Source organism: Clostridium sartagoforme AAU1, assembly GCF_000401215.1.
GTDB lineage: Bacteria > Bacillota > Clostridia > Clostridiales > Clostridiaceae > Clostridium > Clostridium sartagoforme.
The window spans coordinates 17783-42399 of sequence record NZ_ASRV01000033.1; the positions used below are offsets into that span (position 1 = coordinate 17783).

The following is a 24617-nucleotide window of genomic DNA, read 5'->3' on the forward strand; positions in this document are numbered from 1 at the left end:
ATAAATTCCTAAAAATTAAAATATACTATTGCTTCTACTCCATTGCTTATATTATTAATTTCTATCTTATAACCTAATAAATTTGAATAATAATATGCTATATAAAGCCCTAAACCACTTCCCCTATTTTCTGAATTACTTGATACAAAAGCATCAAATATATTAGGCAAAAGTTCTTCATCTATATGAGCTCCATAATTTACTATTATAAGGCTGCCTTCATTTAAAGTTATTTTTATATTATTTTCTCTATCTGTGTATCTTACTGCATTTGCAATTAAATTATCTATAATCTTATACATTAAATGATAATCTGTATCTAAGTTTATATTCTTTAATTCTCTTTCTACATTTATAAATTTCTCTTTTATTTGGATTTCATGTTGAATTAATATTTCTTCTATTAAATCATTTATATTAATCATTTTCTTATTTATATCTTTATTATTAAGGTTTAATATTTCATCAATAATCTTTCTAATCGATTGGAGTTGAGCTTTAACTTTTGGCAAATATTCCTTTGTATTTTTATATTTTCCTACTTCATCTATCATTCCTTCTACAAGTAAAAGCGATGCAGCAACTGGTGTTTTTAATTGATGCGAAGATGCCCTTAAAAATACATCTTGTCTTTTATTTTCAGTAATCAATAATTTATTTTTTTCTTCTAAACTTTTAAAGCTTTCATTTAATTTAATATATAGTTCGTTTAATGTATTTCCTAAAACCGAAATTTCATCTTCTCCTTGAATTTCTATAGGATAAATATTATTTATGTTATTATTTTTTATAAATTCAGCATGATTAGCTAACCTTTTTATTGGAACTATTATTTTTCTTGAAAAATAATATGTTGAGAGCAATATTATTAATATAAGTACTGATACTATCATTGGTAAGCTTTGAAATACTATTGATGTAATTTCCTCTATCTTTGGAGTCATTACAGATAACAATGAAATTATAATATCTCCATTTCTTATTGTAATTGCAGAGTAAACTGTATAATAATTTATTCCATCAAAGCTATTAAATTCATAAATAATAGTATCATCTGAAGCAATACTCATTTTACTTGAATCCTCAGTAAATACATTAACATTATTACTTTTACTAAATTCAAATTTTACTGGTAATTCTTCAATAAATACTTTTTTATTGAAGCTTTCTTTTAATGTATCCAAAACCTTAATATCATAGTTTTCAAGTTCTTTAATTTCATCAATATTATTAGAATAATATCTAAACTCATCTATTAATTTAATTAAATTGCTATCTTTAATGGTAAACTTTGCTGTTCCAAATCTATTAGCCGCATATACATTATCTCCACTTGATGGAATCATAAGACTTATTGTACCTGATGGATTAGGTGAGTATATACTATTATAATCCTTATTTTCAATATAGTTCTCTTGAATCTTCTTTATAGATTGATAATGACTTTTTCTCAAATGATCAATATATAATGAGGGTAACATAACCACAAAATAAATTATTATTAGTGATACAATTGTCCCTACAAGTATAGAACTATAAATAAAAGTCTTTTTAGATAAATTCATCAAATATCCTCCTTGTTAAACTGGTATCCTACACCAATTACAGTCTTAATATAATTATGAGGTAGTTTTTTCCTTAAGTTTTTAACATGCGCATCTATTATTCTATCATTTGAAATATAATCTTCATTGAAAATTCTCATTATCAATTGTTCTCTATTAAAAACTCTATTAGGTTCTTTCATTAAAGTTTGTAATAATAAAAATTCACTTAATGTTAAATTTAAACTTTCGCTTTTATAATAAGCCTGATAAGTATTATCATCTATATAAAACTCAGTATCATCGTTATCAAATTTACCTTCTGTTAAACTCCTTCTCAAAACCGCTTCAATTCTCTTTAATAATAATAATGGAGAAAATGGTTTAATAACATAATCATCTGTCTTAAGGTTAAATGCTTTAAGTTGAGTTTGTTCATCTCCAAGTGCAGTTAACATAATTGTCGCCATATTCCTTTTGCTTTTATTTATATATTCAAGTACTTCTAAACCATTAACCTTAGGTACCATTATATCTAAAATAGCTAAATTGAAATCTTCATTTTTTAAAATTTCTAAGGCATCTTGTCCATTATTAACACAAGTAACCTCATAGCCTTGCATCTTCATATATTCAGTTGTAACCTCAAGTATATTTGGTTCATCCTCTAAAAATAAAATTTTAATCATGTCTATTCAATCCCCCAAAAAATAAATTATATATTAATTATACAATAAATATATAATTTATTTATTGTTTGTTTTAATTTACCAATATAAAAACTATGGTAAATTATATCATTTCATAACTGAAGTTGTTACCTGTTCCCTGATAAATGTTACTTTATCTAAGAAACTGTGAACTTTGCCTTGTGCACTGTGAACTATATAAATTCTTTCAATTTTTCAATTTTATTTACTCTAATAATTTTCTATTAATTTTCTAATACTATATATGTAATCTATCTTATTTAGGAGGGAACATTTATGAAAAATGATAATAAAAGAACTCATTCAAAAGAAAATGTGCTAAGAAATGGGACAAAAACACAAAATCAATCTGCAAATAGTTCATATAACTTTACAATTAAGGAACCTGGAATAAATGAAAGTGGTGAAGAAGCAAAGAAAAGAGGCTTTTAGGTCCTAATGCACAATGACTACGTAATGGATAATTAAGGTGCAAACTTCTTTCGTAGTTTAAAAAAATAGTTAGTTTTGTTTTTATACAAAACTAACTATTTTTTACAATCTTAATTTAGCATATGCAAATTTATTATAATTTTCATTTGGTCATCACGTGACTTTATTGCAAATTTAGATTCCCTAAGCCTACGTATATAATTTATTTTTATTACTATAATATTTTAATTCAATTTATTCCACATATTATTAAAGGATTCTTCATCTAATTTAAAAGCAAAATTTAATCCTGAATAGTATATATATCCATTCTTGAATAGTCTTATTTCAGCTTTTGTTCCATCTTTCATTTTCAAAAAAATAAATTTTTGACTTTCTTCATTTATATCAGCATAATCTTCTTCGCTTGAATAGTTACTTTCTTTATCAAACAATTCATTTCTTAAGCTTTCATCCTCTAGTGAATATGGTGTTCCTTTATACATAGAATCTATAAAACTATTTACTGTATCATCTATAGTAATTTCTTTTTCTTCTATTATTCCATTATTCCAGTTATTAAAGCTTTTCCATGTAGCACTCCCTAAGTTTTCTCTTATATTCATCATTCCAAAAACATCACTACCATCAGCTAATATAAAGTCATTTAAACATTCCCATAGATTAATATATTCTCCGTATTCATTTTTAGTATAGGTTATTAATCTAAAGCTTTCATCATAGCCCTTTGCTGTATAAACTTCATCACCTTCGCTTATGCTTGCAAAATCCTTTAAAGCTTCTAAATCTATATATCCTGCTGAAGTTCCATTATCCTGAATTTCACTCATTAGGTCCCATGTAACTCCTATTTTTTTATCTATTAATTCCTTCCCTATTTCCAAAGGAAACTCTACACTTTGGGTGGTATATATTCTTCCTTTATTACTGCAACTATATTCTCATCTAAAGCTGTAGTTTTCTTAAACCAAGCTGATGTTAATAAATTCTTACTTAAATTTATAGTTAATTTTATTAACCAAGCTTTTATATGATTATAACTTTCAAAGTTAATATTGCAATTTATAAATTTTATAAATACATTTTGCATTATATCCTCGGCATCATGGACACTTTTAGTCCTTGAAATAGCTAATCTATATACTGTATTTGAATACTTTTCTATAACTCTCAAAATCAGTTCTTCCCTAGGTAAAGAAAACTCATTCATTTTCTCTCCCCCTTTCACCTTTAATACAATTTAACTCTTTAAAATGTTGCATAAATAAAATAATTTTTTATGTTTTAAATTTTATATTTTTATAGTTTACTACATTATGTTAATTACATTAATTTGGCTGCCACAAGGACAGCCAAATTAATGTAATTAATAATCAAAAAATTATTAATAAACAATTATTAGTTTAATTTTTATACGCTAGCAGATTCACTATCTTCTACTTCTATGATGTCTACTACTAGAAGATTGTCTTCTTCCATTATTTGAGTTAGCATTAGCATTATTATTTGCATTACCACCATTCATGGAATTAAAAAGCATTGCTAATGGGTCCATTTGAGCATTGCTATTATTATTTTGAGAGAAATTATTTGCGCTATTTGTATTACTTGAACCATTTCCATTCATTAGCATACTAATTAATTGATTCATATCTACAGTTCCATTATTTGAGTTTCTTTGCTGAGTTCCTGATTGACCTTGATTCATCCCATTCATTAAAGCAGCAAGTGGATTGTTAGCATTGGAATTATTATTAATATTATTCATTCCACCTCTATTTTGATTTAGCATATTTAATCCATTACCACCCATTAGCATACCTAACAATTGATTAATTCCATTTCCTTGCTGATTCATGGGATTATTCATAGGGTTATTTCCCCTATTCATTCCTCCCATTCCATTCATCAGCATAGATAATGGATTATTAGCTCCATTCATTTGGTTTTGGCCTCCCATCATGGAGCCCATTAACATATTCATAAGTGGATTTCCTCCGCCTAGTCCACCTAAAGGATTTCCTCCTCCCATATTAGGCATTCCCATTCCGCCACCCATAAGACCTTTAAAAAGCATGTCCATCATTTGCATATGGCTTTCTCCTATTAAATTATTGTTACTATATAAGTATTTTATATTAACTTGTTTTGCTACAAGTATTTTATTATTTCATCTAAATCTGATATTGTGTATGTTGCCTTTGATTGGTCTAAATCGTAATCTTTTTGTTTTACTCCTACTACTTCTAAGCCAGCTGATACTGCTGAGGCTATTCCTAATGTTGAATCTTCTATAGCTAATGCTTCTTTAGGTAATATATTTAAAGCTTCAATAGACTTAATATATATTTCTGGATTTGGCTTACTCTCAGTACATTCCTCTCCACTTATTACGAAATCTATATATTCAGTTATCTCACATTCATTCATCATTCTTAATATTTCTTTTTTTTCTGATGATGAAGCAATAGCAACTTTTATATTTTTATCTCTTAGATTTTTAATTATATATTTAACTGATTTATTCATGACTTTTTTAAAATTAATTTTATTTATCTCTCTATACTTTTTATATTCTTCTCTTAATCTTTCTCTTTTATTTTTATCATCAATAATAAGCTTTTCCCATATCATACTATCACTTAATCCAATAAAATCAGTGAAATTTCTAGTTCCTGGTTCAATTCCAATACTATCAAAAAATTTCATTCTTCTTAAAAAATAAGCATATTCACTATCAATTAAAACACCATCCATATCAAAAATAACAGCCTTTTTCAATATTTATCCCCCTTTAATAATTAAATACTATATCATGAACTAATCTAATTTCTAAATCTGAAATATTTATACTGTATTCCTTTTGTACTTCTAAAAAGGAATATTTAATAATATCAACTTTCTCTTTCTGTTTATCTAAAAACTCTTGAATATCTAACTGTTCATCTAGTTTTTCTTTTCTTAAAATTCTCTCTATCATACAACTACAATGAAGATACAATAGGAATCTTATGTTATTAGATAACTTAATATCTAGTTTTTCTTCCATTTTATCTACTGCTTGTTCTATAGATTTTAATACTTTTTCAACATCTAATATTGTTAAATTTCCTATTATTTTCTTTATTGAAAAATTAAATAATATGTCCTTTTTTAATTTATCTTCATCGATTTCGAAGTTTTTCTTCAATATATTAATAAAATCTTGAATTTCTTCTCCACTAATTAATTGATCCAATCCAATATACTTAACTCCATCTATTTTAGGATCTGCTGTACCTATAATTGCAAGAACATCGTAAATTTGAAATGGCATTTCTTTTTGTTTATTTTTTTGTAGCTTATGATAATCATATGGAATAATTGCAAATGAATCTTTTGTTTCATTTAAGCTTTTATAAAGTATATCTTGTATTTGAACGGCACTCCCCATTCCAGTATAACAACATGTTAATATAGCCCTCTTCTTATTTCTATTTGGATATACTAGTTTCTTATTAATTTTTATATCCTTTAATATTTCATCATTTATTTCATTAATATTTTTTTCTTGTAATAATAAGCTACCTATCTCTAATACTATAGGTGTTGATACATAATCTATTATTAATATAGGTCCCTTTATTTTATCTTTTAGTCTATTAGTTAAGTCAGAAAGAGAGCCCATGTCTACTAATAAAATCAATCCATTTTCAGTATTATAATTATCAATAAACTCTATAACCTTATTTTCAATATCATCTATTGTTGTATCTATAGGCATATCTATTGCTTGGAAAAAATTCTTCTTTAACATTCTATTTGCAACATTTGCTATACTACTTGCTGTAGAATACCCATGAGCTAAAATTATACTGTTTACTTTATTTTTTATTTTAGGCATTTCTGTACTATTTAGATAAAATGTTATAAATATCAAATCTTCATCTAAAAATCTATAATCTAGATATTTGCTTAAGTTGTTTAACATAAGTTTTGCTAACCATAGAGAATTTTCCATATGAGTTCCAATAAACAAAAGTAATTTAGCTTTTACACTATTCCAATCTGGATGATTAATTAATATTTCACTTTCACCCTTAAAATATAAAAGATTTGCAATAGATAATATTTTATTTCCATCTTGATTAAATCCGTAGTTTTCTTCAAGATATTTGAAGGTATATCTTATATTAAATGTTAGTACTGAAAACAAACTTTGCTCTTTAGTAAATCCAGAATTGAAAACAAGATCATCTAATAATATATTTACATTGTTTGTCATTTTATTTATAAAGTGTTCCCTTGTTATATTATTTTTTTCTAATTGCTTAAACTCTTCTATAAATTGGAAGTATGTTGTAGCAATACTCTTTTGTTCATTACTACTTACATTTAATAGTTCAGGACATTCGAAATCATATAATCTATCTTGATATTTGTTAGTAAAATTATAACTATCTTTAATTCTATCTTGACATTCAATAGGTAAATCAGTAGTTTTTACTTTTATTACGTCTTCAGTTCTCATTCTTGCATAACTACTTCCACAGCTATATTTAACAATATTTCTTATTTTTCCTACATTTCCTTCATAGCTACTTGAAAGCAGAAATGAAATAACATTTTTAGATACTTTTATAGTCTTTTTTAATATTTCACTTTCTATTAGAAAAAAGCTATCGATTAAATTAAGCCTTTCTTGTTGAGGCCTTTCCATAAAACTTGGAATATTAACTATGACAGGTAACCTACGGATAAATGTTGGTAAAAAAGTAGATTGTATTGATTCTGTTGTGGCAAAAATTAATCTTACCCTTGATGTTTTCTTTATACTATTATCACCTATAGGCGAATATTCTCCCGAATCCATAAAAGTAAATAGCTTTTCTTGTCCCTCTTCTGTTAATCTATGGACTTCATCAAGAAATAACACTCCTCCATCAGCACTTTCAAGAAGTCCTTTTTTATCCTTATCTGCACCAGTGAAAGTACCTTTAATATATCCAAATAATAAACTAGATAGTAACTCAGGGTTATGATAATATTGAGCACAATTTAATGATATAAATTTTGATTTTTTATCTATTAACTTTTCATTAATACAATAATCATATATACATTTAGCTAAATAAGTTTTTCCAGACCCACTTGGCCCTAAAAGCATTATAGGTAATCCATTGTTTGGATATAAAGATGCTGTTTTTATTTGTTCTATTTGCTCTTTTAAGCTTCCTCTTGCTCCTATAATATTACTTAATATATCCTTATTACATGTTGTTCCTTTATCTTCTTCAAAAAGTTCCTCTAATGATTCGTATTCATTTAAACCTGCTTTAAAATATAGAGTAGAAAATGTTTCTTTATCTAAAAAAATAACAGGATATTCCTTAACTTTAATAATATTTCCTTCTTTTACTTCCTTATTAAGATAACTACTTACAGTACTCCTACTTAAATTAATTTTTTCTGCTATATTATTTGCTGAAAATAAATTTAGATTATCTTTATTAAATTTTTTAGTTAACTCTTTTAAATAACTAGATATATCTATTTTCAATTACAAATCCACCTCTTTTCCTATAAGAATGTAAATATTATAATAATTTTATACTATTTTGTATTATTTAAAAAGCAAAGAAATCATATATATTTGATTTCTTTGCTAAATTAAATTTATCTTAGTATTCTAACTTCCACATATATCTTCTCTTTGTTAATGGATGTTGACGTGCTTCTGACAACTCCTCAGCATATACACGGAATACTGCTGTAAGTATCATAGGATTAAAATAATCAATTACAGTTTTAGGAATAACAGCTGATAATCCATAATCTAAAGCATCTACAACTGTTGCTTTAGCTTCAAAACGTTCTAAGAAAGTTAATGCACGTGAATCAATCTTACGAGTTCTACCATCATTCATCAATAATATAAATGGAACATTTTTGTCTACTATTTCAAATGGCCCATGGAAAAATTCTCCTGAATGGAATGTTCCTGAATTAATCCATTGCATTTCCATCATTAAGCAAATTGATGTAGAATAAGCTACTTCATGAGTTGCTCCACTGCTCATAACATATATTACTGGGAATCTTTATATTCATTTGCAAATTTCTTTGCATCTAGTATTGCTGATTTTGCTGCTGTATCTGCTAAGTCATATATCTTACTAAAAGCTAATTGCATATCTTCATAGTTATCATAACCTTCAAATTGTTGTAATATCTCAACTGCTAATTCTAAAGCAAATCCCATTTTTTCTAATTTTGCTGAATAGCTTTCTGCAAATCTATGATATACTACATAATCAGCATCCTTTGTAAGGGGTGAGTCTACAGTCCTAGTTAAGCTGATTACGTGAGCTCCTAATTCTTTAGCTCTTGCATTAGCTTGTACAGTTTCTGGAGTTGTTCCTCCTAATGATGCTGTAATTACTATAGATTTATCATTTACAGCTTCTGGAGTTGCATAGTTAAATTCATTAGCTGTATAGTGGCTAACTCTTAACGCCTTAGCATTTCCATCTAAAAAATATTTTGCTGGGTATAAATCTGCTTTTGATGCTCCGCAGCCTACAAAAATTACACTCTTTATTTCACCTTGTTTTTCTTTTATTCCTTGGATAATTTCTTTTGAATTCATTATATTTTCCTCCTACTTATTAACTAGATTTTATTTATATTAATTTATTTTTAATATCATAAATTTTATTTAAAAATTCCTAATACACCAAGAATTATTCCACCTATTATACTGATACTAAGAATCCATCCTGTAGAGACTTTTTTCTTTAGCAGCCAATACATGAAGAAAGTTAATCCTAATGGTATGATTCCAGGAATAATTCCATTTAAAATATCTTGTAATATTAATTTCTCTCCAAATTTTATTGGTGTAGTTATTCCAATCATACTTGCCATCATAGATCCTATAACCATTAATCCTACTATAGAACATATATACATAACCTTATCCATAAGGCCTTCATTATAAAGTTTGCTTAAATACTTATTTCCCATTAAGTATCCAATCTTTCCTCCATAATAAGTAACTAAATATGATGGTATGAATGATATTATCATGGCTAAGATAGGTCCTAGTATGTTTCCTTCTCTTGCTAAGTTTATTCCAAGCCCAAAAGCTAAAACACGTATAGTTCCCTGGAAAAATGAATCTCCTACACCTGATAAAGGCCCCATTAAAGAAGTCTTCATTGCATTAATAGCCTCTGGATTAAAATTTTCTCTGTCTTCATAATATTGTTCTTCCATAGCTGAACTTAACCCTAATGCAAAAGCACTTGTTTGAGGTGTACAGTTATAAAATGCCATATGCCTTTTATAAGCTTCCTTCTTTAATTCTTCATCTTTAGGATCTTTTTATATTTCATCTAATATTGGGGCAATTCCATATAAAAATCCCATATTCATCTGTCTTTCATAGTTCCATGAAGCTTGTATATTCCAAGAACGCCAAAAGAATTTTCTATATTTCCATTTATTTTTATCTTTTTCTTTTAATACATTTTTATCTTGCATATTCCTTTCCCCCCTCAAATAATCTTATAAATCTAAAGCATCTAATTCATCTTCTTGCTTATTTTTCTTAAATTTGAATTCTGACAATATAAACGCAAGTGTACATGCAAATATAGCTATACCTGTAACGCTTAATCCAGAGTATGCAGTAGCAAAAAATCCTATTAATAAGAATGGTAACATCTTTGTTGAAAGCATTGTATTTAGAAGTAATGCAAAACCATATGCTGGTAATATTTTACTTGCTAGAGTCAATCCGCTAGTTAACCATTCAGGAATCGTATCAACAATACTTTTAACTAAATCTGTTCCAAAATATATTGCTAAAAATATAGGTATAAAATACATTAATGAATATAATATAGGCCCTAATACAATATGAACTCTATATGCTTTTTTATATTCCCCTTTTTCAATTAATGAATCAGCTGTATGAGTTAAATTAGAAAGAATAGTTCTTAATAAAATTCCAATCATTTGACCTAGTATAGCAATTGGAATAGCAATTGTTAGTGCTGTTTCTGCATCTGTATTTGATAAAATTGCAAATGCTGTTGCTATTATAGAGCCCATATTCATGTCTGGTGGTGCAGCAGCTCCTATATTTACTAACCCTAATGAAATCAATTCGAGAGATGCTCCAACCATTAACCCCTTTTGCATATCTCCTAAAACAATTCCCACTAATGTACTTACAATCAGTGGCCTTTCAAAATTAAGTCTTCCTAAAAGTCTTGAATCTAAAATACAAAAAACACCAATAAAACCTAGTAATACAGATTTAAGTAACATTTTATAACCTCCCTCTATTTAAATTTAAATTTTAGATAACAAATCTTCTTTTCTTGAAGTAGGTACTTGTTGCATATATAAATTTATTCCCATGTTTTTTAATTTAACTGAATCATTTAATTCATCTTCATTAAGAAAAATTGCATTGCTATATTGTTTTGAATTATCTTTTTTAGCAATTCCACCGTAATTTATTTCTTTAATTTTGTTGTAACCTTCACAAAACTTTAGTACTGAATTTGTACCACCAAATATAAACATTATATTTTCATTTAATTTTTCTACTTTTGGCATTTTAGACAAAGCTTCTTCTACAGAAAAAATATTTAACTTTACCCCTGATGGTTTGGTTAAGTTTAATGACATCTTTTTTAATTCATCTTTGGCTGCATTATTATCTACTATGATGATTCTTGAAATATTTAAGCTTTTTGTCCATGCAAAAACGACTTGTCCATGAAGTAACCTATGGTCTATTCTAACTAGTTTTATCATAAATCTTCCTCCTTTCTATCTATAAATTTGTTTAGTAGCTTATTACAATTTATAATTGCACTCTGACTATCTTTAATAAATTCATCTAATAATTCATCTGAAATATTATCTGTTGTTGCTATAGAAATAACTAAAGGTAAATTCATTCCTGATATTAAATTTATTTTTGAATACTTCTTCATTAAATCCATAATTTCATTGTTTACACTTCCGCCAAAGATATCTGTTAAAATATAAATTTTATTGATATCATAGTTTTCTATAATTACTTCTTCAATTAAATCTCTTATACTAGTTTCCTCGTCTCTATATGAAGAAAAAACCTTTATTGACTCTGTATTTCCTATAATCATGTTTAAAGTATCTTTCATTCCTTTTGCTAATTCACCATGACTTGCTAAAATTATTTGATTCATATTTCTGCCTCCTTTACTCATTAATTTATTAAGCAATATATATGCCAAAGTTTATTTAAGCTTCATATCCCTTATATTTACTATATTTATATCTTCAATTACTATTGTTTCAACACTTTAAATCATACTAATAAAAGTGTTATGCAAAAGTGTTGTATATTTTGAGTAAAAAAAGACCATATAAAGTCATCTTTACAATGGCACTTTATATGATCCTTAAATTTCATTTAACTATATAACTAATCTTCTGTAATAATCTATATATTTATATTTTCTTTCTATCGCTCTTTTTCTTAAGAAGAGCACTTGTATCTAATGAGTCTTTCTTTGGAACTTCCTTCTCTAACTTTTTCTTTGGTTTTTTACTTTCTTTATCTTTAATTTCATTTTTCTTAGCTGAATTTTGATTCTCAGCTTCAGCGCTAGATTTAATTTTAAGCTTGTTTTGTTCTTTAGCATCTACTGCTGATATATTATTTCCTTTGATAGCTTTACTTTCTACTTTCACAGAATTATTATTTTTAGCTATTTTTTCTTTTTTAACCTTATCTTTTCTCTTTTTAAAGAATCTAACTAAATCTATATTTAGCCTTCTATAAACTATATCAAGCATAAATAATAAAATACTTATTATTATTAATGGAGTTGTTAAGTTTATCTTTTTATATTCTCTTTGAAGCTTTCCTTCAAAAACTTCCTCTGGCTTATTTATGAAACTTCCCTTTGTTTCTTTAATTACTACATCTAACTTTTCTCCATTAGTATTAAATTTATATTCATCTGAGTATTGAAGAGCAAATGCGCCTTTATAGTTGTTTTTTATTTTTCCACTTTCTTCTTCTCTTATGCTGAAATTATAAAATCCTAATGAACTTAGTGGAATATTAGCCTGAAATTTCCCTGGTTCAACTTGGCTTAATTCAAATTCCCCTTCCTCTCCATTTTCCCCATTATATATCCCTTTAACCTTTGCATCCTTAGATATCTTATCATTATAAAACTCTACTTTTGCTTCATTTCCTTCTTGGCTGATATTAAGCTTTCCTTCTTCTCCATACTTTGGAATCGTAAAGTAAACCATATTTTTTATAAGTTGCGGTCCATACTCCCACGCCAAATAATTTTTACTCCACTGCCCACTAACATCTGAAGTAAAACTTACTGTTCTTCCTATTCCATATTGCATTGCAGCTAAAATTGGCTCATCATGATTAGAACTTAATATTTCAACTGCATTCTCTTTTATAGATGTTCCTATATATCCAAGTAAGCTTGGAATTCCATCTGACGTTTTTACTCCAGCTAATATTTCGTGATTACTTAATATCTTAGGAGTAAACTCTTCATTTATTATATAGGTCCCTGCTGATAAAAGAACTTCCTTTGCAAATATTCTTGGAATATCAGTATATATATCTGTATAATAACTTCTTCCCTTTCCTATTGAAGCAAGCTGATTTAAAAGATCTGCATTAGCGCCTTCACCAACGGCCACCGTTGAAAGAGTAATATTATTATCATTAAAGTTCTTAAGAAGATTAGCATAGTTATCAAATCCATATCCATCTTGACCATCTGTTAATAATATTGTGTGTTTTATCTTTGCGCTACTTTGCATTTGCATATTATAACCTTGTTCAAGGGCTGGATAAATTGATGTTCCTCCTCTTATTTGAATTCCTGATATAAGCTCCCTTATAGCTTCTTTATCTCCAACCTTTTGAAGAGGTACTACCTCATCGTAAGTATCATCAAAAGCTATTACTGATATCTCATCTACTTCTCTTAAATTTTCTAATGCCTTCATCGCAGCTTCCTTAGCCAAAGTTAGTTTACTAACTCCACCTCCCTCAGCACTCATACTACCTGATTTATCTATTATTAAGTTAATACTTATTGCTGGAACTTCATTTTTCCCTCTCTTATCCATATAAACAGGTAATACTTTTTCAAGTGAAGTATCTTTATATCCTCCAAGAGCATAGGAATCCTCACCCCCAAAAGTAATTAATCCGCCGCCATAATCTTTTACATAGTCTTCTATATTATCCATAAATCCATTACTTAAATCGTCTCTATGAACATCATTTAAAACTATTGATTTATATTCAAGTAATTCATTTAAAGTACTTGGTGATGCACTTGGTGATATTTTCTTAATATTAGCACCTGAGTTTACTAATATTTCTTCTAATGCCTTTGAATCGCCCTTAACTCCATTAATAAGAAGAATATTGGGCTTATCCATTACATTTGTAAAAGTGCTAAATTCATTATTAACTTTGTTTTTATCTCCATCTGCTTCTATTAGCACTCTATATCCCTTAAACCCACCTGAACTTTGCTTGTCTTTAAATACAAAGGAGTTTTTCCCTTTTTGTATTTGTACCTGTTGTTCTCCAACTTTGTTCCTACCTGAAAATAATGTAAGTTTTGCCTTTGTTGCATAATTTGATTTTATATCAATAGAAACCGAAAATTCCTCCCCTACAGATATATTATCTGGTACCTTTACATTATCAACGTAGATTTCATCACCTTTTTCACCAGTAATTTTATAAACTTTAAAATCTATTTTTTGCTCATTTATTAATGGTATGGATTTTAATATATCTCCTTGATTTTCCTCACCATCAGTTATTAAAACTATTCTTCTAGAACCGCCTCTTTCAAATAATCCCAAAGCACTTTCTACTGCCTCTTGAATATTTGTTGCTGTTACAACTGGCTTTTCATTTATTGATTTATATTCTTTTTTCTTATTTAATACCTTATCAATCTTCGAGTTATCACCAAATAAAACTACTCCTGCTTTATTTCCTCTTGGCATTGACTCTATAGCTGTAGATATAAAATCCTTTCCTGATTCTTCAAAGTCACTTGCACTTTCTGATACATCAAGTAAGAATACAGTTGATATATTTCTACCTTTTAAATTTATAGTTATATTTCCAAATGCTAATATTAAAAGTATAAATATTACTACTCTACTTATAAATACTGCAATTTCATTTTTACTCCATGGTTTATATTTTTTAAAGCTATAATACATAAAGGCAAAAATAACTGGAATCAATATTAAAAAGTATAAATTTCCTATTTCTATTTTCATCTCTTCTTTGCCTCCTAATTTCCTCTCTTATACATAATCCATTCAAAAGCTACTACTGAAATAGCCAATATTATAAGTAATGGAGCAAGATTTAAACCCCTTCTCAAATCAGCCTTTGCATTACTTATATTCTCACTTTCGCCAATATTATTTACATTAGTATTACTTTCCTTTTCTGATGGAAAGTTAACTGAAAATAGTTCTTTTTTCTCTAAAACATTTAGTTTATAAACTCCAAGTTCACTATCTTCTTTTATATCATCCCCTGATTTTATTTCTAATGTTTTTCCACTTGGATATGTTAAAGTTATATTATTATCTAAAGATAACCCTTTAGCTATTATCTTTTCTCCAGCTTTAAAATTACTCTTATAAACCATTCCACTTGATATTAAATTTTCTCCAAGTTCATACATTAATATAGGAAATTCCTTTTTAAGTGCAAAATCACTATTATGAAGATCAAATGATAAAGCCGCTATTTTCCTTCCATCAATTTCTCCCTTGAATCCTATATAACTTTCATCTATATTTAAGAAGCCTCTTCCATAGTAAGGAATTTCTATTGCATTATACTTAGCAGCAGTAAATGTTGTATCTTCTAAGTACTTTGAAAGTTCTCCTATAACAGCTTTAGCCTCTCCCCCTTCTCCACCTGAAACAACCTTAAAGAATTCATTGGAGCTTGGATTAATAAATAATATACTTCCTTTCGATGGGATTATATCTGGAGTAACATTATCAAATACATATAAATCATATTCATCTGCACTTGTTAAATTTGATGCATCATTAGTTTTATATACTTCTGTATTTTCAATACTACCAAAAGCTCTTTCTAAAAATACATTTTGTTCTGTAACTATAAGAATCTTATTTACCTTTTTCTTTCCCACCACATTGTTATAAGTATTGTCTCCAGAAATCATATCTTTTCTAGATAATTCTCCCTTTAATACTTCACCATTTATCTTAGGAAAGTCAAAAGTTAAAGTTTTATTTTCTCCTTCTTGCAATTGCAAACTTTCGACAGCTACAAGTTCTTCGCCATCATAAAGAGAAAAATCGCCTTCGTAAACTCCTATTCCTCTATTTGTTATAGTTGCTATAACTCTTACCTTATCCTCTAAAAACTTATGAGATACATTATCCACAGATGCATTTATTCCTGAGTTAGCTAATGATATAACCTTTCCATTAACATCACCTAATGAAAATTCTTTATCTGTAAAAGCTATAACTTCGTATTCTTCTTCAATTCCTTGGCCTATTGCTTTTATAAATGATAAAGTATCATTTATATCTCCAGTATTATAACTTTGAGGTATTGAATCAATTATTTCATTAGAGGCTTCTTTATTAAAATCTCCATTTTGAAGTAAATTACTACTTCCATCAAAGCTTATTATAAAAGCATTAGTATCATCCTTTGTTGATTGTAAAAACTCTTTTGCTAAATTCTTGCTTTCATCTAACCTGGTATTACTGCCATATTCTGCACTCATGCTTGCAGTATTATCTAATACTAAAATAATATTTTTATAACTCTTGCCTCCAAAGTTTAAAAAAGGTCTCATTAAACTAAAAATAAGGGCAATCAATGTTATTATTTGAAGTAGTAACATAATATTTTTTCTTAGCTTTTCCCATGGTGTGTTTGCTCTAGTATTTTTATATACTTCATTCCACAAAAGTGTTGAAGATATAACCTCTTCTTTATACTTTCTTTTCAATATATAAAGCATTATTAAAAGAGGAATTGTTATTAATAAGAATAAGGGCCAAAAATTTGTAAATCCCATGACTTCCTCCTTTTATTGGATTGTGCCTTAATACAATACTCTTTTCTTGTTAAATTCACCTAATATAATATCTTCAATTTCCATAGATGAATTTACACTTATGAATTTACCACCATATTTCTTTGTAATATCTTCAATAGATTTTTTATAAGCTTTTAAAGTACTTTTGTATTCCTTTATCAGACTTGGAGTTAAACTCATCTTTACATTTTCACTTGTCTCACTGTCTATAAAAGTAATTTCATTATTAAACTCTGGATTAATTTCTTCATTTGATAGTATTTGAACTAAGATTATATCTTGTTTTTTAAATGCTAAATACTTAAGAGCATCTTCTAAATCTTTTAATCCTTCATTATTTAAAAAATCAGATACAACTATAGATACACCTCTTGGAGTTAATGGTCTCTTCTTTATACTGCTTGTAAGATCTGTTTTACCATCAAATTCAATATTTTCTAATTCTCTTAGTATTCTTTGAAAGGCCTTGTTCCCAGCTGCTGATTTTATACTTTGTATATCACCACTATCCATAGTGTTTATATTTACTCTATCTAGATTATTTAAGACAATATAACTTAAAGCCGCAACTACTTTTAATGCAGTATCTTTTTTGTTCTCATTTCCATAATCCATTGATTTACTTTTATCAACAAAGAAATTAAAAACCCCTTCTCTTTCTTCCATAAAAACTTTTACAAAAAACTTATCGAATCTACCATATGCATTCCAATCTATTCGTCTAAAATCATCACCTGGAGCATATTCTCTATAATCTGAAAACTCTACAGAAACTCCCTTTGCTTTTGACTTTCTTCCCCCTTGTGTCCCTGAGGAAAGCTTAAAATTTATATGCATATTTATTTTATTTAGCTTTTTAAAAAAGTCCTCATTAAATATCCTTTCACTCATTTATTACACAACCTTTAAATCTTCTAGTATCTTATCTATAATACTTTCTTCGGTTAAACCTTCAGTTATAGCATCAAAGTTTAATATTATTCTGTGTCTTAAAATAGGATAAGCTAATGCTTTTATATCATCAAAGGATACATTTAATCGCCCTTCCATAACAGCCCTTACTTTTGCTCCGCTGATAATACCTTGTGCTGCTCTTGGGCTAGCTCCTGCTTCTACATATTTTTTAACAAACTCTGAGCCTTCTGGAATTTCAGGATGAGTTGCTAATATAAGCTTTAATGCAAATTCCTTAACTGCTTCTGCAAGTTTTATTTCTCTAATTGTTTCTCTTATCTTTAATATTTCATCACCTTCAAGAACAGGATCAAATTCAACTTTGTTATTAGTTAATGTTAAATCCATAATTTCTTTAAGCTCTTGAAGATTTGGAAAATCTACATTTAACTTAAATAAAAATCTATCTAATTGTGCTTCTGGAAGTGGATATGTTCCTTCTTGCTCTATTGGATTTTGAGTTGCAAGCACCATAAATGGCTTTGACATTTCATAAGTTGTCTTACCAACTGTTACTGTTTTTTCTCCCATAGCTTCAAGTAATGCAGATTGAGTTTTAGGAGTTGCTCTATTTATTTCATCTGCCAATAGTAAGTTCGTAAATACTGGTCCTTTTTCAAATTTAAATAAAGTTTTATCATTTTCTTTAACTACTATATTTGTTCCAACTACGTCTGCTGGCATTAAGTCTGGTGTAAACTGTATTCTAGAAAAACTTAAATTCAACACTTTTCCTATTGTTTTTACTAATTGAGTTTTTCCCATTCCAGGCATACCCTCTAAAAGTACATTACCATCTGCAAAAATAGCAACTAAAACATTTCTAATTATATCCTTTTGTCCTATAATTCCTTTTGCTATTTCTTCCTCACATCTTTTTATTTTCGTTGAAACCTCTATCATTTCTTTTTCGTTTATTTCCATCTTTCTCACCTCTTAGTTTAATCCTTCAAAATAATCCTTTATAAGATTCTTTAAACTTTCTGGAAGATTACTATTATTTGCACCTTCTAATGCACTATTAGTATAATCTCCTATTACTTTATCGTAATTTATTTTATTCCCATCTAAATTGAATCCATTTTCTGTTTCTATAGTTTGAGAATTTCCATCTTGATTTTTGTTTCCAGTTAGATTCTCATCGTTACCAACTTCTCGTCCTGGAATATATATTTGCTCTCCTTTTTTATTATCTAAATCATTTTTATTACCTTCATTGTTCCCTGTATCCCAGCCTGTTCCTCCTTGGCCATTTCCACTTCCATTACCATTTCCATTTCCTTGACCACCTTGACCTTGGCCTTCTCCTTGCCCTTCTCCTTCTCCAGAACCTTCCCCTTCTCCAGCTCCTTCTCCACTTTTATCTCCAGGCTTATTTCCACTGCTATTATTTTGTGAATTTTGAATTGCATCCTTTAGACTTTCTGCATCAAGTTTCCCATCTAAAACTGAATTTGAAGCCTCACTTAGCGCTTCTGCAAGATTTTCATCATCCATGCTATTAGCAGCATTTGCAAGAGCTTTTGATAAATTATTTAATTCACTACTACTCATATTCCCAAGGGATTTCTTTAACTTTCCTAAGGCCTTTTCTAGAGCTTCCTTATCCTTGGATAATATTGCATCAGAAAGTTCCTTTCCCTCTTTCTTTTTCATAAGCTCATTAACTAATTTATTTAAATCTTTCTTTGCACTTTCTTCTTTATCTTTATTAAACTCATCTAGTAGGTTTTTCTGAGTTTTTTCTATAACCGCTTTACTTTTATCACTCTTTGCCTCATTCTTTTTATCTTCTAGCTTTTTTTCCATTCTTTCTAAAGTCTTATTTACATCAAGCTTCTTTTCGCTTTCCTTTAATTCCTTTTTTGCATCTTCTAATATCTTTTTTATAGCTTCTTTTTCTTCTTCAGTTAACTCTTCTGACTTTTCAACTAATTTCTTTTCTTCTTCAACCTTTTTAATAAAATCTTGTTGATATCTATTAAATTCTCTAATTGAATTAGCTTCCTTTTTTGCTGAAGTATCTATAAATGAAGTTATAAGACATACTATTATTAATCCTAAAACTATAAGAATTTGTTTTTTATCTATACTTATCTTTAAATTATTTTTTATATTAAAACTTTTGATATAAGAAACCGTATCTTTCTTTTGAGCAATTGAAATATTATCTTCTTCATTTATTAATTCCAAAGAAGTTGTAACTCTTTCTTTTAATCCTTTTGAATCAACTATTAAAGCAACTTTCTTTTTATCAGGTGATTTTATAAAACCATATATTATTATTGAAATTAATCCTACAGCTAAAACACCAAGTGAAACTTCTTCAACATATGGAAATGTTATAAATAAAGATATTAACAGTAAACATAAGATTAAGCATAGCAGGTATTTTAAACCTACTATGCTTAAATTTATTATAAAGTTCGCTTTAATTCTTTTGGATGCCTTTTTTATAAAGGTTAATATTTCATTATTTAAAGAATTCATAGCTTTACTCCTTTACGCTTTTCTTCGCCTTAATCTTTACCTTCTTTTTTCTTTTATTTAATGGATTAAGTCTTCTAGCTGCTAAAGCTATAAAACCACAACTTAATACTATTTGAATTGCCACGGAAATATATTCTGTGTATTTAGCAAGTCCTAGTTGCCCTATAAAATACATAGAATTCCCTCCAAAGCCTACTTGATTATATAGCATCATAAAAAATCCAGTAGCTGGGCTTAAATATGCAATAGGAGATATAGCTGGAGTTTTCCCACTTGTATAGCCAAGCTTTGTCATATTAACTAAGAAAACTATATATGCTATAACAATTGTTCCTGCAAATATAAATAATACTAATGCATAACATAAGGCTGTTGCTGCTTTAGAGGTTTTTAAATAAGTTGAAACAAAAATTCCAATTGCTCCTACAAATATAGTATTAATAATAAATGATCCTGTTAAAATTAATATATTGCTTAATCTTATACCGCCAATTAATCCACATATTGAATATAATGGTATCGTACATATTATTAATATTATTACTTTTAGTGATGAAGCTGAAAGTTTTCCTAGTACAATTTGAAGAGGACTTAGCCTTGTTGATAGTAATATATCTAATGTTTGTTTTTCCCTTTCTGAGCATATTGAAGTTGCTGTTAAAGAAGGAACTATAAACATTAATAATATTGCTTGAATTACTGCCATTGCAATGTAAAGAGTAACTGCACTTTGAGGATTTATTCCTGAAGCATAAACATCACTGCTATAACCATTGTAAAACAACAAAGTTCCTACTGATAAAACCAAAATATATATTAATAGCATTAATGAAAATCTATGTGTTCTAACAGATAGCTTACTTTCATTTCTTAAAACTGAATTTAATCTCATACTACTTCCCCCCTTAATTATTTTCCTCAGTTATTTGTATAAATACTTCTTCTAAATTACCTGCTGATTTACTATAACTTATAACTGGAATATCTTTAATTACTAATTCTTTTAGTATATCCTTAGCTTCCTTATCTCCACCAACTACATTTATAGTAATTTTATTTCCATCAACAGATACTTCGTTAACTTCTGGTCTTTGTTTTAATAAAGCTATGGATTCTTCAACGCTATCCATAACAGTTATATTTATTGGCGCTGTACCTGATGCCATAAGCATAACTTCTTCAACAGTACCTTCACAAACTATAACTCCATTTTTAACTATTCCAATTCTAGTACAAATTTCCCCAAGTTCAGATAATATGTGGGAAGAAACTATAATAGTCTTTCCCATTTCCTTTAAGTTTTTTAATATTCCCTTCATTTCAAATCTTGCTCTTGGGTCCATACCTGAAGCTGGCTCATCTAAAATTAAAAGTTCTGGATTATGAACTAAACATCGTGCTAAACATAATCTTTGTTTCATACCTCTTGATAACCCATCTACATTTGCATCATATTTATCTTGAAGATTAACAAGTTCTAATAAATCCATAGATAATTTTCTTGCTTCTTCTCCAACTATTCCATATATAGAGGCATAAAATTCTAAATATTCAATAGCTTTTAAATTATCATACACACCAAAGAAATCTGGCATATATCCTATTTTATCTTTTAAAGCTTTATTATTTTTTATTGCATCTATTCCATCTACATAAACTTCACCGCTATCTGGGGAAAGAAGACCTGATACAATTTTCATAGTAGTACTTTTTCCTGCTCCATTTGGACCTATAAATCCAAATATTTCACCTTTTTCAATTTCTAAGTTAAGTCCCTTTAATGCTTTAAACTTACCATAGGATTTTTCAAGGTTCTTTATAACTAGCATTATTTTTCCCTCCCCTTAACAGTAATCATTGGAATCATGGATTGCCCCTTCATATCATCTACAACATATTTTACTTTAACTTCATTATTATTTATATAGTTACCTAAGTCCTTAATTTTTTCATATCCTTGAGACATTGTAAATTTATCATAGGCTTCTGTTTTATAATTATAGATATATTTTTCAGAATTATCTCCTCCATTATATCCATATCTATCTACACCTTGTTTTACTGTTAACTCTAAAACTTCAATATTTTTATCTACTGCAAATTTAAATACTACTTCCCCTTGACCATAAAGATATCCATTATAATCATCTACATGAACATTAGCGCTGGATGATTCTATAGTAGATCCAAAATATCCATCTGGGAAATTATAAACTCCATCTTTATCTTTAAAATCTAACTCAGCATTCTGAACTATTGCTGTTGTATCAAACTTTGAAACTGACTTATTACCAAAATCAACTCCATATTCTACAGGTAGATCAGTTATTGCAACTAATTTAATATCTTTATTAATAAGTATTTCATCAGAAACTGTTCCAATTATAGCTGAAGTTCTAATTATATTTTTAAACTCTTCGGACTTTAAATCTTTATCTTTTTTCCATTTAGCATCATAATACTTTTGATTTAATACATCTGAATAAGCTTGTAATCCACTTGAGCCAGTAGTAGATAAGTTACTAATTTCTCTTTCTTCTCCTTTAGTTAAAGATCCCATGTCCCAAATATTTCTACCAGCTACTAACAGTAATTTTTTTATGTCACAATCTAAGTTGTTTTTAACTTTACCATTTAACTTTCCATCTAATAAGCTAAAAGATGATTCAATTGTTGAAAGAACTTGTTCCTTACCAACTACATCAAAACTCTTCATATCTAATGCAGCACTATCATTAAATGTAAAGTAAGCATTATTTCCAACATAAGTAGTTTTTACTCTAAGTACATTACTGACTTCCTCTTCTTCTGGGTTACCATAGTAATAATTATCTTCAGTAGAATAATTCATTGTTAAATCTTCTGGCTTTTTAACAATTATATTTCCTTTATATTTTGTGCCTATTCCTAAATATCCCTTTGCTGTTCCTTTTCCATCTTTATCTATTGAAATAATATTATTTTGATTTAACACAACATCTTTTACTCTTGTTGAAGAGCCCATAAAGTATATAACTAAAGTAAAAATTATTGATATTAAAGGAACTGCTATCCAAGTAAAATCCCTTTTATTTAATTTCTTTAATACTATATAAAGAATTACTCCAACTATTAATGCATATATTGCAAGAACAACTATTAAAGACTTAACCCCTACTATTTCATTTATAGGAATATTTCTAGTTAATTCTCTAGACCTATAGTATCCCGGCATATATCCACCATTCATATTTTTATTAAAAAGCCCACCTGTTGCATCTGCAAGAATTGCACTTAAAAATTTTCCTGCATCTTTTGAAGATATTAATGGCTCTAATCCTAAATCAATAGTTGAAACTAAGATTTCACCCTTTCCCCTTTTTACTGAATAAATTAATGGATCCTCATTTGTACCTTGCTTAAGGCTACCACCTTTAATTTCTAAACTAGATAATATAAGATTTAAACTATCATCTACTAATTTAATATTTTTTTCTTTAGCTCCATTAGATTTTATATCTAAAAATTCCTTATCTATACTCGAAATTGTTTTGCTTTCATTAGCTCCAGATCCAATTATTAAAGTTCCACCTTTATTTATCCAAGAATTTAAAGCTTCATATTGTTCTTTCTTTAAATTTGACATATTGTAATTATTTATAATAATTGCATCTAATCCATCTATGTTTAAATTACTTTCTCCTATAATATCTTTATCTAATTGAACTTTTTCAATTACCCCTGTAACACCTTGAGTATTATCAAAGGAAATTGACCCTGTGTAAGATAGTGAAGTTGCATCATCTGTTAATACACCCATAAATAAATTAGCTTCACCGACTCTACCATTTGATATTAAACTTTTCTTCTCATATAAAACCTTTCCATTTTCAATAAGATTAACTGTGATTTTACTTGAGCCATCTAAAACTTTAATTGGTATAATTACTTTAGCTGTTTCTCCCTGTAATGCTGAAACTTCTTTACTATATGCATCATAAGTTGAGCTATATTGAGCAGATGCCCTTATTTCTACTTCTCCATTAAAATCCTTTTCCAAACTAGTAAATTCCACTATAACAGGTATATACTTTAAAGCTCTATACTTGCCTTCGATACCTGAAGTAATTTTCACTTCATAAGGATCTGTTTTGCTGTCTTCAGCCTTTGTTAATAAAGTTCCAATAGGTAAAGTTAAAATCATTAACGCTACAATGACAATTACTATACCTTTTCTAAAAAAGTATTTCATTACTATCCCCCCGATTTTAATAACAATTAACAGTTAACAGTTAACAATTACATTTAGTAATTAATAGTTAATTATTGTTATTTTGATTAAAATT

The 24617-nt window shown here is 27.8% G+C and carries 21 protein-coding genes and 1 pseudogene; 1 reads left to right on the plus strand and 21 read right to left on the minus strand.

Annotated elements, in window-relative coordinates:
- Positions 1-8: 8 nt before the first annotated feature.
- Both A500_RS02790 and A500_RS02795 read right to left on the minus strand, forming a co-directional pair.
- Positions 9-1565: a sensor histidine kinase gene (locus A500_RS02790; protein ID WP_016206070.1), complete on the minus strand. Its 1557-nt coding sequence runs from the start codon at positions 1563-1565 to the stop codon at positions 9-11.
- Positions 1565-2233, minus strand: a complete 669-nt coding sequence (locus tag A500_RS02795) for a response regulator transcription factor (protein ID WP_016206071.1) — start codon at positions 2231-2233, stop codon at positions 1565-1567. Before A500_RS02795 ends, A500_RS02790 begins: the two co-directional genes overlap by 1 nt.
- A gap of 297 nt (positions 2234-2530) precedes the next feature.
- Between A500_RS02795 and A500_RS20690 the strand changes: the two genes are divergently transcribed.
- Complete coding sequence (locus A500_RS20690; RefSeq protein ID WP_016206072.1) at positions 2531-2686, plus strand: hypothetical protein; 156 nt, start codon at positions 2531-2533, stop codon at positions 2684-2686.
- Positions 2687-2910: 224 nt separating this feature from the next.
- On the opposite strand, the gene A500_RS02800 is transcribed toward A500_RS20690, so the two are convergent.
- The 19 genes and pseudogenes from A500_RS02800 to A500_RS02885 all read right to left on the minus strand — a co-directional run bounded on the left by A500_RS02800 (position 2911) and on the right by A500_RS02885 (position 24523).
- The gene (locus A500_RS02800; RefSeq protein ID WP_016206073.1) at positions 2911-3570 is read right to left on the minus strand and encodes a hypothetical protein; all 660 of its coding nucleotides are present in this window, start codon (positions 3568-3570) and stop codon (positions 2911-2913) included.
- A gap of 8 nt (positions 3571-3578) precedes the next feature.
- Positions 3579-3896, minus strand: coding sequence for an RNA polymerase sigma factor (locus A500_RS02805; protein WP_016206074.1), 318 nt, complete (start codon positions 3894-3896; stop codon positions 3579-3581).
- A 219-nt stretch (positions 3897-4115) separates the two neighbouring features.
- On the minus strand, positions 4116-4778 hold the full coding sequence (locus tag A500_RS02810; RefSeq protein WP_016206075.1) for a hypothetical protein: 663 nt from the start codon (positions 4776-4778) through the stop codon (positions 4116-4118).
- A 59-nt stretch (positions 4779-4837) separates the two neighbouring features.
- Positions 4838-5467 carry an HAD family hydrolase gene (locus tag A500_RS02815; protein WP_016206076.1) on the minus strand — a complete coding sequence of 210 codons (630 nt, stop codon included), beginning with the start codon at positions 5465-5467 and terminating at the stop codon, positions 4838-4840.
- 13 nt (positions 5468-5480) lie between these two features.
- A complete protein-coding gene (locus tag A500_RS02820; RefSeq protein ID WP_016206077.1) occupies positions 5481-8225 on the minus strand; it encodes a sigma 54-interacting transcriptional regulator in 2745 nt (914 codons plus the stop codon).
- Between the two features lie 121 nt (positions 8226-8346).
- Positions 8347-8745, minus strand: coding sequence for a phosphoheptose isomerase family protein (locus A500_RS21055; RefSeq protein WP_242835026.1), 399 nt, complete (start codon positions 8743-8745; stop codon positions 8347-8349).
- Between the two features lie 8 nt (positions 8746-8753).
- Positions 8754-9314 (minus strand): SIS domain-containing protein, encoded by a 561-nt coding sequence (locus A500_RS21060; protein WP_242835028.1) that lies wholly within the window; start codon positions 9312-9314, stop codon positions 8754-8756.
- 65 nt (positions 9315-9379) lie between these two features.
- Positions 9380-10210 (minus strand): annotated as a pseudogene (locus tag A500_RS02830) (PTS system mannose/fructose/sorbose family transporter subunit IID).
- Positions 10211-10234: 24 nt separating this feature from the next.
- Positions 10235-11002 carry a PTS mannose/fructose/sorbose/N-acetylgalactosamine transporter subunit IIC gene (locus tag A500_RS02835; protein ID WP_016206078.1) on the minus strand — a complete coding sequence of 256 codons (768 nt, stop codon included), beginning with the start codon at positions 11000-11002 and terminating at the stop codon, positions 10235-10237.
- Positions 11003-11026: 24 nt separating this feature from the next.
- On the minus strand, positions 11027-11497 hold the full coding sequence (locus tag A500_RS02840; protein ID WP_016206079.1) for a PTS sugar transporter subunit IIB: 471 nt from the start codon (positions 11495-11497) through the stop codon (positions 11027-11029).
- Positions 11494-11913 (minus strand): PTS sugar transporter subunit IIA, encoded by a 420-nt coding sequence (locus A500_RS02845; RefSeq protein ID WP_016206080.1) that lies wholly within the window; start codon positions 11911-11913, stop codon positions 11494-11496. The genes A500_RS02840 and A500_RS02845 overlap by 4 nt, the downstream gene beginning before the upstream one ends.
- Before the next feature lie 265 nt (positions 11914-12178).
- Positions 12179-15025 carry a VWA domain-containing protein gene (locus tag A500_RS02850; protein ID WP_016206081.1) on the minus strand — a complete coding sequence of 949 codons (2847 nt, stop codon included), beginning with the start codon at positions 15023-15025 and terminating at the stop codon, positions 12179-12181.
- A gap of 14 nt (positions 15026-15039) precedes the next feature.
- Positions 15040-16827, minus strand: coding sequence for a vWA domain-containing protein (locus tag A500_RS02855; RefSeq protein WP_016206082.1), 1788 nt, complete (start codon positions 16825-16827; stop codon positions 15040-15042).
- A 27-nt stretch (positions 16828-16854) separates the two neighbouring features.
- Positions 16855-17739, minus strand: a complete 885-nt coding sequence (locus A500_RS02860) for a DUF58 domain-containing protein (protein ID WP_016206083.1) — start codon at positions 17737-17739, stop codon at positions 16855-16857.
- Positions 17740-17742: 3 nt separating this feature from the next.
- A complete protein-coding gene (locus A500_RS02865) occupies positions 17743-18726 on the minus strand; it encodes an AAA family ATPase (protein ID WP_016206084.1) in 984 nt (327 codons plus the stop codon).
- Positions 18727-18738: 12 nt separating this feature from the next.
- Positions 18739-20292, minus strand: coding sequence for a hypothetical protein (locus A500_RS02870; RefSeq protein ID WP_016206085.1), 1554 nt, complete (start codon positions 20290-20292; stop codon positions 18739-18741).
- Between the two features lie 4 nt (positions 20293-20296).
- A complete protein-coding gene (locus tag A500_RS02875) occupies positions 20297-21184 on the minus strand; it encodes an ABC transporter permease (protein WP_016206086.1) in 888 nt (295 codons plus the stop codon).
- 13 nt (positions 21185-21197) lie between these two features.
- Positions 21198-22121, minus strand: a complete 924-nt coding sequence (locus A500_RS02880; protein ID WP_016206087.1) for an ABC transporter ATP-binding protein — start codon at positions 22119-22121, stop codon at positions 21198-21200.
- Positions 22121-24523 (minus strand): hypothetical protein, encoded by a 2403-nt coding sequence (locus A500_RS02885; RefSeq protein WP_016206088.1) that lies wholly within the window; start codon positions 24521-24523, stop codon positions 22121-22123. Before A500_RS02885 ends, A500_RS02880 begins: the two co-directional genes overlap by 1 nt.
- Between the last annotated feature and the right edge of the window lie 94 nt (positions 24524-24617).